This is a genomic window from Capnocytophaga sp. oral taxon 335 str. F0486 (genome assembly GCF_000277665.1).
Lineage (GTDB): Bacteria > Bacteroidota > Bacteroidia > Flavobacteriales > Flavobacteriaceae > Capnocytophaga > Capnocytophaga ochracea.
The window spans coordinates 22,728-34,779 of record NZ_AKFR01000036.1 but is presented as its reverse complement, the minus strand read 5'-3'; the positions used below and the strand labels follow the sequence as shown (position 1 = coordinate 34,779).

Here is a 12,052-nt window from a genome sequence, read left to right as displayed (position 1 = left end):
TTTTTATACTATTTAGTAGCCAAAAGTGTTTACAAAAGAAGTATTAAATAGGGTAAAAAGTAAACTCATTCTTTTACTTTTTTTTTACATTTCAAGGGGTAAAAGGGGTTAAAATGTAAAAATAGTGTTAAAGTTTATAGGTTATTGAAAAATATTGTTGAATAAATTTTGTGTGTATAAAATAAATGCGTACGTTTGCGCCCTAATTAAATGTGAATTTAAACAATGTTTATGGCAAGAAGAATATTTGTAATGCTACTTGTACTATTAGTACTAGCTGCGTGTAAGCGTGGCGGTGGCGACAGCAAAGGAGAGCTTGTAGGTGTTAAGGGGAAGAGCTGGAAACAGCCCGCTCCTTACGGTATGACGCTTATTCCGAGTGGTTCTTTCATTATGGGTAGTTCCGATGATGATAAAACTGCGAGTTTTAACGCACCAGTGAAAACTGTGAGCGTGGGGTCGTTCTATATGGACGAAACCGAAATCACAAATAGTGAGTATCGCCAGTTCGTGAATTGGGTTCGCGATTCAATTATCCGTACTCAGTTAGCTGAAATGGCGGAACAAACCGGTCAGACCCAAGGCAGTGGAGGTATCGGTGAATACGCATACTTAGATGCGAACACCGAGAAGATGAATGCTTATCAGCAGTATCTTCAAAACACATATGGCGACCAAAAAGCACGAAAATTGAACAAGAAAGTAGCACTTATTTGGGACACTAATAAATTCCCAGATGAATACTACTCGGAAGTAATGGACAAAATGTATTTGCCCGAGGAAGAAGCTTACAATGGCAAACGCATTATGGACGTTCAGAAGTTCGAGTTTAAATATCAATGGCTTGATATGGATAAAGCCGCTCGTACTCGCGGTAACCGTAAAGACTTCATTAAAGAGGAAATCGTGAAAGTATATCCTGATACTACTGTATGGATTCGCGACTTCAACTATTCTTATAACGAGCCAATGCACAACGACTATTTTTGGCACGAAGCTTATGGCGACTATCCTGTGGTAGGCGTTAGCTGGATTCAAGCCAAAGCCTTCTGTGAATGGCGTACTCTTAACAAAAACTCTTATCAAAAATCAAAAGGTGATTACACAGTAAACTCTTTCCGTTTGCCAATTGAATCGGAATGGGAATACGCAGCACGTGGTGGTCTGCCAGGAGGTACTTATCCTTGGGGAGGTCCTTATACCTATGATGATAGAGCTTGTTTCCTTGCAAACTTTAAACCAATGCGTGGTGACTATGCTGTTGATAATGCACTCTATACCGTAGAAGCTAAGTCGTACGAACCTAATGGTTACAACCTTTACAATATGGCAGGTAACGTATCAGAATGGACAAACACCTCATATGACCCCAATTCATATGAATATATGTCTACAATGAATCCTAACGTACTTGATGACAAGAATCACCGTAAAGTAATACGTGGAGGTTCTTGGAAAGACGTTGCCTTTATGTTGCAAGTAAATACCCGTGATTACGAGTACCAAGACTCAGCCCGTAGTTATATAGGGTTCCGTACCGTACAAGATTTTATGGGTATCAGCGACAAACAACAAGCTAAATCAGCAAGAGGATACAGATAGAATTAAAAGAAAAATCAAACAAATTAACTAATAAATTTAACAAATAAAAAAAAGTCTTATGGCAGGAAGTAGATCAACAAAGAAATTGTTTAATATGGTTTATGGTATAGGTGCCTCAGTTGTAATTATCGGTGCCTTAGCCAAAATTTTGCACGTGGATATCTTAGGTATCAGCGGTGGCGTATTGTTAGCAGTAGGGATGGGAACAGAAGCATTCGTCTTCTTTTTCTCAGCTTTTGAACCAATAGATGAAGAGTTCGATTGGTCATTGGTTTATCCTGAGCTAAAAGGAGGTGCTCCATCAGGACGCCAAGGAGCTTTGGCTTTACAGTCAGGAGAAGATAAGATTCTTAGAGAATCATTATCACAAAAATTAGATGGTATTTTAGCAGAGGCTCGTATTGATGCGAATATGATGCGTTCATTAGGAAGATCTATTGAAAACTTTGCAGAAGCAAGTAAAGAAATCGCTCCAGTGGCTAATACGATGGTGGCTACTCACAAATATGGTGAAGAGCTTTCAGCAGCAGCATCAAACTTAGAGTCATTGAACAGCCTTTACAAACTACAATTGGAAAGAACAGAAAGACAAGTATCTGCACAAGCAGGTGTTGTTGATAACTTAGATTCATTAAATCAGCAAATGCTTACGTTTAAAGACAACCTAAGATCTTTGAACACTATCTATGGAGGAATGTTATCTGCAATGGGCGGCGCACGATAAGAGTAATTATTTATTAACTTATTAAAAAAATAGCTTATGGCAGGTGGAAAATTAAGTCCTAGACAGAAGATGATTAACCTGATGTACTTAGTATTCCTTGCAATGATCGCATTGAATATGGGCAAGCAAGTACTAGATGCATTCGGGTTAGTGAATCAAAAGTTTGAATCATCAAACAAAAGAGCTAATGAAGGCACATCTAATGCTTTAGCCGAATTAGCAAATAAAGCAAATGAGAATCAAGCTCAATATGGTGAGATATATGAACAATCTAAACAAATAAAGGAACTTTCCGATGGATTGTACAGCTATATCCAAGATATTAAAACCAAAGTAGAAGATGTAATTGGTCAAAAAGACATTCCTGTAAATCAAAGAAACTATCAGGCAATGGATCAGTCAGATTTTACTGACAATTATTTCTTTGCTGAGGGAGCACAAGCTAAAGCTCACGCAAGTGAATTCATTGAAAAAATGAAAACCTATCGCGAAGGAGTATTAAAAGTATTGGGAGATAATCCAGCTTATAAAGCTTTAGCCGATAAAGTAAGCGTAAACTTTAATACTGACGATGTAAAGAATAGAGAAGGCAGAACCGTAAAATGGTTAAATTTTAACTTTGAAGGGTTCCCTTACGTTGCAACTTTAGCAAAACTCTCAATGATGCAGTCAGACATCTTAACTACTCAACAAGAATTTTTTGATACAGCTTTGGCAGGTAGTTTGAAATCACAAGTTTCAATGACTAACTATACAACTTTGCTTGAACAAGGTAAAGGAGCGTATTATCAAGGTGAGAAATTCGATGGTTCTATCGTATTGGGTAGAAAAGACGCTACTACACGTCCTAATGAAGTAGACATCGCTATTGATGGTAGAAAGTTAGGAACAAGTGAATACACTATTGAAGATGGTCGTGTGAAATTAAACATTTCAGCAGGTAATACAGGTGATCACAAAATTACAGGTAACTTGTACTTCGACCAAGACGGAAAACGTATTGCTGTGCCTGTAGCACAATCTTTCTCTGTGATTCCTAAACCAAACTCAGCCGTTATTTCAGCTGATAAGATGAACGTAGTGTATCGTGGTGTTGCTAACCCTATCACTATTTCTATGCCTGGTGTACCTGATAACAAAATTTCAGCATCAGCACCTGGTTTATCTAAAGCGAGTGGTAGTGGTGCTTGGGTAATGCGTCCAGGGCAAGGTAGAGAAGTTACTATTCACGTAACAGGTGAGCTTGCAGGACAAAAATTCAGCTCTTCTAAAATGTTCCGTATTAAAAATATCCCACGTGCTGTAACCAGCTTGGGCGGACAAATAGGAAATGCTAAATTACCAAAAGCAAACGTATCTGTAATGCCTGTGATGGCTGTTTTGGAAGACTTCGACTTCGACTTGAAACTACAAGTAAACGAATTTAAAGTGTTCATTCCAGGACAACCAAGTGTATACGTGAAAGGCAGTAGAATGAACGAACAAGCAAGAGCAGCTGTTCTAAGAGCTAAACGTGGTGATAAAATTCAGATATTTGACGTGAAAGCAAGTATCATCGGTAACTCTGACCTCAGATTGCCTCCTGTATCACCAATCGTAGTTGAAATAACAAACTAAGACAAACATTATTATGCACGTAAAAAATATAATATTATTATTGCTTTCAGTATTTGCATTTCAGCTCTCCAAAGCTCAGGTAAACATCTTAAACGCAAAAGTAGCAAGCGATATAGGTGTTAAATCTGAAGCTCGAATAGAAGCTGATAATGACAAACCACTACCTTATGGCTATGTGGACGACCGCGATATCCTTTGGTCAGTAGAGGTATGGGAAGTAATCGACCTCAATGAGAGAGCTAACTTTCCCCTCCTTTTCCCTACCGATACCTTGGAAATAGATGCTTATCGTCGCTCACTGTATGATGTACTTTTAAAGAACATCAAGAATGGCAAAATTCAAGACATCTATGTAGATTCTTATTTTACTCAAACAAAAACAGCAGAGTCAATAGAAGCATCACTATCAAAAGTAGATACTTTAGATGTAGGCTATGAGCAACTTAACGCAGGTGAAGCTCTTTCTCCTGAATATGTAACTCATAGAAACTTAGAGTCTGCAGATATCGCTCAGTACCACATCAGAGGTATTTGGTATTTCGACAAACGCCAAGGTGAATTAAAATATCGTTTGCTCGCGTTAGCTCCTGTAGCTCCCGACGTAAACTTTATAGATTCTGATGACTCTACTATGTCGGCATTAGTACCTCTATTCTGGGTATTTTATCCGCAAGTACGCGATATTTTGCACGAAGCGAAAACCTTTAATAGGAAGAATGACGCTCGCCCTGTCTCCTTCGACCACGTTTTAAATGCACGAATGTTCAGTTCCGTGATATTTAAAGAGGCGAATGTATACGGCGACAGAAAAATCAAGGAATTCCTCCCTGATAATGCACTCTTCCAATTGTTAGAAGCTGACAAAATTAAAGAGAAAATTCGCGACAGAGAGCAAGATATGTGGACAAACTAATTTTAAATTCACAGAAATATTCTTTAAACTGCTTTGAAAGAGCGTTGCTATCAAAAGCAATGCTCTTTTAAAGCAGTTTTTTAATAGAAAATAAATTTGTAAACTATGGATATCAAAAATGCACAATTAGCAGTTGATAATTGGATAAAAGAACACGGTGTTCGCTATTTTAATGAACTTACCAATATGGCACAGCTCACTGAGGAAGTAGGAGAGGTTGCCCGTATTATCGCTCGCCGTTATGGAGAACAGTCCGAGAAAGAAAGTGATAAAAACAAAGATTTAGGCGAGGAACTCGCTGATGTAGTATTTGTAGTACTTTGCTTAGCCAACCAAACAGGGATTGACTTGCAAGAGGCTTTCGATAAGAAGATGCTAAAAAAAACACAACGTGACCACGACCGTCATCACAATAATGAAAAACTAAAATAATTACGCTACATTATTGTATTTATCATTAGATTTTGTATCTTTGCCCTATTAAAACAAGTAGTATAAAATGGCTAAAACAACAAAAGATAACAAGGAAATGAGTGTAGAAGAGGCTAAAAAACAAGCTCTAAAACTCACCTTAGAAAAATTAGACAAAACCTATGGCAAAGGAACTGTACGTGCCTTAGGCGATAATCCTGTCGAAGACGTAGAAGTTTACTCTACCGGTTCTATCGGGCTCGATGCTGCTTTGGGCGTAGGTGGATATCCTAAAGGGCGCGTAATCGAAATTTATGGGCCTGAATCTTCTGGTAAAACCACCCTTACACTGCACGCTATCGCCGAAGTACAAAAAGCTAAAGGGACAGCTGCTTTTATCGATGCGGAACACGCTTTCGACCCTGTTTACGCACAACGCTTAGGTGTAGATGTTAAAAATCTATTGATTACTCAGCCTGACAGTGGTGAACAAGCTCTTGAAATTGCTGATGCTCTTATTCGTTCCAATGCAGTAGACCTCGTAGTAATCGACTCGGTGGCAGCACTTACTCCCAAAGGTGAGATTGATGGCGAAATGGGAGACTCTAAAATGGGGCTTCACGCCCGACTAATGTCTCAGGCTTTACGCAAAATCACCGGTAGTATTAGCAAAGCAAAATGTATCGTTATTTTCATCAATCAGTTGCGTGATAAAATAGGTATTACTTTTGGGAACCCCGAAACTACTACAGGGGGTAATGCACTTAAATTTTATGCTTCTGTGCGTATAGATATCCGTAAAGACGGAGGACCTCAAGGAAGTGCTGCTATTAAGGACAGCAATGGCGAAATCATCGGTAATAAAACCAAGGTGAAAATAGTTAAAAACAAAGTAGCATCGCCTTTTAAAACCGCTACTTTCGATATTATGTTTGGCTTAGGTATCTCTAAGTCTGCTGAACTTCTTGAGTTAGGCGTTGAGGCTGATATCGTAGATAAAAGCGGTGCTTTTTATAGCTATAAAGGCACCCGATTAGGTCAAGGACGTGATGCCTCTATTGCAATGCTTAACGACAATCCAGAAATAGCTGAACAAATAGAAGTAGAACTGCGCGAATGGCTTAAACATAATGAACTCTCTTCTAATCCTAAAAAAGGTAAAAAGAGTACTAAGGCAAAAGATAAAAAGGTAGTAGAACCTGAGTATTCTGAAGAGGAATACGATGAAGCCGATACCTATGACGAAGAAGAAGATTAGTTAAACACCAATATAATCAAGAAAGGCTGTGCAGAGCGTTCTGCACAGCCTTTCTTTTTTAATAATTGAAACAACTATTTCTTTGCAAAAGTAAGGAGTACGCCTCCTTGCTTATCGGTAAGCAACAGTTGGTCTCCTTTTAGCTGGTATTGTCTTACCTTTTGCATAGCCATACCAAAAGCATCAGCAACCTCCATTTTTTCTGCACAAAGCATTAGTGTAGAAGCTAAATCACCAAATACAAGTTCTTTATCGGTGAGGGTTTCAATACTTCCCATAAAGGTATTACAGCTGTCAGAGCCGTTCACCTTCATTTCACTGATATTGAGTTTTAATGTAGGCTGTGCCTCAGGAGTGATAGTCATTTCTCCCAAACTCACCAGTTTCCATTCGCCTTGCAAATCAAACCGAGAGTCTTTCACCTTTTCTATTTCGCGCACCAAAGTATAAGCAATATTTGGTGCACCGGCGGAGACGTCTTTCAGTGGTTTTTCGCTTACTTCTATCTTTTTAAAGTAGCCTTCTTCAAAGGTAAAACCTTCAATAGGAGCACAAAAAGCCTCCCATTGTGCTTTACTTAAATTATCACCTTTGTACACTTGCAAGCATTGCATTTTGCCAGCTCCTGCACTGCTTTCTACTTGGGAGCTATTTACCCAATATACCGCTTGGGTACTGGTAGAGCAACTCCCCAATCCTATTGCTACGCTCAGTAGCATCATAAACTTGATTTTCTTCATTGCAAATATTTTATATATTTTTTTAACGTCAGTTCAATATAACAAAAACACCCGTCGCGCTGCAACTATTTGATGTATTTCTTCAGCGTTTTCATTAAATCATTAGCTCTTAGGTTATCTCCTTGCGACAATAAGTTTCCTTCCGGGTCTATGAGAAAAGGCGCAGGTATACTCGTTACTCCATATTTCTCAGCGGTTTTGCCATCGTTGTCCCACACGTTATGCCACACCATTCCTTCTATTTTGATAGCGTCCTGCCAAGCGTCTTTATCCTTAGGTCTATCTATCGATACTGATAGAATTACAAAATTCTTCCCTTTGAACTCTTTATACGCTTGTTTGAGGTATTTGTTTTCCTTCTTGCAAGGCATACACCACGAAGCCCAAAAGTCTACCAGCACATATTTACCACGTAATGAAGATAACGCTAACTTTTCACCATTAGGCTGTGGTAAGTTAATTTCAGGTACAAGGTTATGGCGTTGCAACGCTTGTGCAAAGGATTCCGCAGTTGCCAAAAAGAAAAGTGCTAAGGCTGTAAATAAAAATCTTTTTCTCATTTGTAATCTTGTTTTTTAGTTATTGTCTTTGCTCATACAAAAACCTGACCAAAGTCGTAGCACGACAAGCAATTCTTCATATCAGAATTAACTACTAACCACTAATCATTAAAAATATCCTCCTTTTTTACGGTCTTCCATCGCCGCTTCTGTTACTTTGTCATCTATGCGGGTCTCACCGCGTTCCGAAATACGCGAAGCAGTAATCTCATTCACCACCTCTTCAAGAGTCGCTGCATTGCTCTCTACGGCAGCAGTACAGGTCATATCACCTACCGTGCGATAGCGCACACGCTTGTTTAGGATAGTATCGTTTTCATCTATCTGGATAAAAGGCGACACCGCAATAAGTCTACCTTCGTACTCAATCACCTCGCGATTGTGCGCAAAATAGATAGAAGGAAGCGCTATTTTCTCCTGCTGAATATAATTCCATACGTCTAATTCCGTCCAGTTCGAGATAGGAAACACCCGCACGTTTTCGCCTTTCTGTATCCGACCGTTGTAGATGTTCCACAGCTCCGGACGTTGCAATTTAGGGTCCCACTGACCAAATTCGTCTCTTACTGAAAAGAAGCGCTCTTTGGCACGTGCTTTCTCTTCATCTCTACGCGCCCCTCCTATGCAGGCGTCGAAGTGAAACTCCTCAATAGTGTCCAATAAAGTGTGTGTTTGCAACCAGTTACGAGAAGCAAATTTACCTTTGGGCTCGGTAAGTCCTTTCGCTTTAATAGTGTCTTCTACTTGTCGCACAATCAGTTCCGCACCTATGCGTTTAGCAAGGGCATCGCGATATTCAAGAGCTTCGGGAAAGTTATGACCCGTGTCGATATGTACCAAAGGGAAAGGAATCTTCATAGGAGCAAAGGCTTTCATTGCCAAGTGCACCAAGGTAATAGAGTCCTTACCACCACTAAAAAGCAAGGCAGGACGCTCAAACTGCGCCGCTACTTCGCGCATTATGTAAATACTTTCAGCTTCTAATTGTTTTAAATGTTCTTTATTCACGATTGTTGATTAGTTAGAACCCCAAATTAAGGGTTAATATATGTTTTATAAATATTCTTGTTCGTGTACATAGCCGTCTTTATTTCCCTTATCAGCAAAAACAGTATTATGATAACTAACGTAACTTAGAAAGCACAAAGGTAGTACATTTTTTTTGATTTCAAAAATATACTACCTTTTAACAATTGTTTTCTGCTCTTTTCTCCTTTTCCGTGACTACATTCCCCCTTTAAAGGAAATCCACATCACCACTCGTCACTCTTCATTCTTCATTCGTCATTTCTTCCCCTTTCCGTCACTACATTCCCCCTCATTGAGGTAGCCAGCGATAGCTGGGTATGTGCACCGCAAAAGCGGAGTATGTGTAAAGGGAGAGGTCACTTTTGGTTTTCCGTCATACTCCCCCTATTGCCTATGGCCTAAGGCCTAGTGCCTCTTCTCTTTTCTTTCGCCTCGAAACCTCTTTTTTAACATTTTTAGCCTTGTTGTATTATACTATGAGTCAATCACTTATATACCCTTTCTATACCAATCGTCCAAGATTCGTATAAGCTTCCTATAAGCTCTCTATAAGCTAACCCCACCCTCCTTACACCCTTTTTCCATCAAAAACTCTATCTCTCCTCTTCCGAACTTTTCCGTTTCCTTCCGAACACCCCTAACAGTCTCAACACATCGCTTTTTCATCTCAAACTTTGCCAAAGTTAATTGCCCGTCGTGCTACGACTGCCTGTGCGGCTCGCACCTTTGCCAAAGTTGAACAAACTAACAATCTCTCCGCTGGTTTACAAGGCGTAGCCTTGATTTTGTTTAAAATTTGTTTGATTTCTGAGGCACAGCCTCATTCCTCTAATACAACCTCACACCCCATTTTCTCATTTTCTAATTTCCTCATTACAATCGGTTCTTCTCTTCTTCTCCCGCACCTTGTCCTTTATACTTGCTTTGGGTGGTGTTGAAATTATAGCTCAACCCTACTTTAAAACTTATATTACTGTAATTCTGAGCAGTACTATTACTAATGTACGAATTTTGTACACGTGTGTGTTCATTGAGACCGTTAAAAGGGTCAAAAACTACAGCATACACCGTAAGCGATTGGTGGAAGAACATACGGGCTACCCCTACGACTATTCCGCTCATATCTTTGTAGGCGTAGGCTTCTCGGTTTGAACCTTTGCTTGCATAAATAAACATCGCTAAGATTAACCAATTTTCAGTAGGGGTGATTTGGTTCATCCATTCTACCATAAACCTACCTTTATTGGTGTAAAACACATTACTTGCAAAAGGCTTTCCGTAAGTAAGGGTAAGCTTAGGCATCCATTTGCCTATTTGGGTTTGCGCATTGAGTACGCATTTCAGTACGCTAAAATCATCGTAATTGCGAATGGTTTTCTCAACGGCATCGGGATTGATGCTTGAGAGTTGGTAATCGGAATAAATACCCTTGTGAATATTCGAATAACTTACCGAAGCCGAAATAGGACCATAAGTAGCCAAGGCATTCCATTCATCAGTAAGCTGAGGCACAATATATGGGTTTCCACGATTGTACAAGAAAGGAGAACTATAAGTGTTGTAATCGCTGAGCTCATAAAAAGCCGGACGTTTAATTTTGCGTGCATAACTAAAGGTCAGTTGAGTTTTATCCCAAGGGAATGCGATAGAAATATTGGGTAACCAATCGCGGTAGGTCTTGCTTTTTACGGGGCTCTTTTGTCCGTTTTCGTAATAACCAAAGTCGGCGTACTCGTAACGCGTACCGAGTTTCAAATTTACCTTTTTGATAGGGTAAGAGAAGCTCACAAAACCAGCCGAACGCGTTTCGGTATTCTTAATATCCGAAGCCGAAAGCACATTATCGGTATAGTCCTCAGTGCGATGCAGGTCGCTTGCTTCTACGCCATAGTTTATAGCGCCCTTGCCAAGGGTTTGTAAGAAAGTAGTTTTGAGTCCCCACCAATCGGAAGCAGCATCGGAATGGGTGTGCACATTGCGAGAGGTAGCGGTGAGAAGGTTGCGCTCCACAATATCGGAAGTGTTATCGGAACGCTGACCGATATAATCTACATCGGTTTGCAGTTTCAGTTTGTCGGTAAGTTTACCTTCGTAATAAGCATTAATGCTTAACTTTTTATCTTGGCTAAAGCGGTCGTATTCATTGAGCCCTTTGGCGGTAAGGAGGTTATTTTTGAAGGTAGCAGTCTCTTGGGTGCTAAACCGATGTCCGCTAAAAGGCTCTAAACTTCCTCTCACACTTGCGCCAATGGAATGTTTGTCCGAAATCTCGTGAGCTACCCCTATTTTAGCGTTTATTCCTTTGGCATTACTCCTGTTAGTTTCGTCGCTCGTTACGCGCCAATCATTACTTTGGGTATGCACTTGCAAAACCTGATAGAGGTCGGCATTTTTCTTGTTGAAGTTGTTGAAGTTGCCAATGGTAGTAAACCAGTCGGTTTTACCTTTGCGATAGTTCAGGTTGAGCCAACTCTCTGTCGAAGAGCCTTTTTTTACTAAGTAAACATCGCTATCTACAGAGCCGCTCAGTCCATCACCTTGTTTCTTTTTCAGTTTGATATAAATTACCGCACCCACCGTATTGTCGTGTTCTGCACCAGGTTGGGTTTCCAGCTCTATGCTCTCAATATCTTTGGGCGATAACTGATTCACCTCATCTAAATTGCGCACCCTGCGGTTATCGATATAGAAGATAGGATTGCCTTTGCCAAACACCTCATAACCTCCACCGGTGTAGGAAGTGCTCACCCCAGGCAAGAAGTTGATAAGCATTTCGGCTTTGGGGAGGTTCTGCAAGGTCGATTGCGCCACATTGGTACTGATGCGCGTACCCTTTTGTTCTAAGATAGGGCGATGTGCCGTTACCACTACTTCTCCTAACTGATTGGTAGCAGGGGTCAAAACAATGGTGCCCAAGTTGCTCCCTGAGGGCGTAAATACCACCGTTTGATATTCCAAATGCGTAATTTTGATAACCACCTTTTTACCCTCAGCGGCATTGGGTAGTTCAAAAACACCTCGCTGATTGCTTATTGCCCCTTTTACGAGGGTAGAGTCGGGGAGAGTCATTAGGAGTACATTGGCAGTACTCACAGGCTTTTTTTCAGTATTCAACAAGGTTCCTTTAAAAGAAGATTGTGCAAAGCTACAGGTAGTTACAACTAATAGCAGTGATAGAATAATCTTTTTCATTGTTTG

The 12,052-nt window shown here is 40.1% G+C and carries 10 protein-coding genes; 6 read left to right on the top strand and 4 right to left on the bottom strand.

All coding sequences use genetic code 11. The features are described 5' to 3' along the window. Positions 1-225 precede the first annotated feature (225 nt). The 6 genes from gldK (at position 226) to recA (ending at position 6,525) form a co-directional block, all read left to right on the top strand. Positions 226-1,602, top strand: a complete 1,377-nt coding sequence (gldK, locus tag HMPREF1320_RS09730) for a gliding motility lipoprotein GldK (protein ID WP_002674370.1) — start codon at positions 226-228, stop codon at positions 1,600-1,602. Positions 1,603-1,660: 58 nt separating this feature from the next. Continuing rightward, complete coding sequence (gene gldL, locus HMPREF1320_RS09725) at positions 1,661-2,326, top strand: gliding motility protein GldL (protein WP_002674368.1); 666 nt, start codon at positions 1,661-1,663, stop codon at positions 2,324-2,326. Positions 2,327-2,362: 36 nt separating this feature from the next. Further along, on the top strand, positions 2,363-3,943 hold the full coding sequence (gene gldM, locus HMPREF1320_RS09720) for a gliding motility protein GldM (RefSeq protein ID WP_002674366.1): 1,581 nt from the start codon (positions 2,363-2,365) through the stop codon (positions 3,941-3,943). Between the two features lie 13 nt (positions 3,944-3,956). Continuing rightward, positions 3,957-4,856 carry a gliding motility protein GldN gene (gene gldN, locus HMPREF1320_RS09715; protein ID WP_009418520.1) on the top strand — a complete coding sequence of 300 codons (900 nt, stop codon included), beginning with the start codon at positions 3,957-3,959 and terminating at the stop codon, positions 4,854-4,856. A gap of 105 nt (positions 4,857-4,961) precedes the next feature. Further along, positions 4,962-5,288 carry a nucleotide pyrophosphohydrolase gene (locus HMPREF1320_RS09710; protein ID WP_002674362.1) on the top strand — a complete coding sequence of 109 codons (327 nt, stop codon included), beginning with the start codon at positions 4,962-4,964 and terminating at the stop codon, positions 5,286-5,288. 67 nt (positions 5,289-5,355) lie between these two features. Further along, positions 5,356-6,525, top strand: coding sequence for a recombinase RecA (recA, locus tag HMPREF1320_RS09705; protein WP_009418546.1), 1,170 nt, complete (start codon positions 5,356-5,358; stop codon positions 6,523-6,525). A 74-nt stretch (positions 6,526-6,599) separates the two neighbouring features. Here the strand turns inward: recA and HMPREF1320_RS09700 are convergent, their stop codons facing one another. The 4 genes from HMPREF1320_RS09700 to HMPREF1320_RS09680 all read right to left on the bottom strand — a co-directional run bounded on the left by HMPREF1320_RS09700 (position 6,600) and on the right by HMPREF1320_RS09680 (position 12,046). Then, entirely contained in the window at positions 6,600-7,265 is a 666-nt protein-coding gene (locus HMPREF1320_RS09700; RefSeq protein ID WP_009418523.1) for a DUF4377 domain-containing protein, read from the bottom strand. 65 nt (positions 7,266-7,330) lie between these two features. Continuing rightward, positions 7,331-7,825 carry a TlpA family protein disulfide reductase gene (locus HMPREF1320_RS09695; RefSeq protein WP_009418499.1) on the bottom strand — a complete coding sequence of 165 codons (495 nt, stop codon included), beginning with the start codon at positions 7,823-7,825 and terminating at the stop codon, positions 7,331-7,333. A gap of 108 nt (positions 7,826-7,933) precedes the next feature. Beyond that, positions 7,934-8,833 (bottom strand): sulfate adenylyltransferase subunit CysD, encoded by a 900-nt coding sequence (gene cysD, locus HMPREF1320_RS09690; RefSeq protein ID WP_002674358.1) that lies wholly within the window; start codon positions 8,831-8,833, stop codon positions 7,934-7,936. A gap of 894 nt (positions 8,834-9,727) precedes the next feature. Continuing rightward, entirely contained in the window at positions 9,728-12,046 is a 2,319-nt protein-coding gene (locus HMPREF1320_RS09680; RefSeq protein WP_009418542.1) for a TonB-dependent receptor domain-containing protein, read from the bottom strand. Positions 12,047-12,052 lie beyond the last annotated feature (6 nt).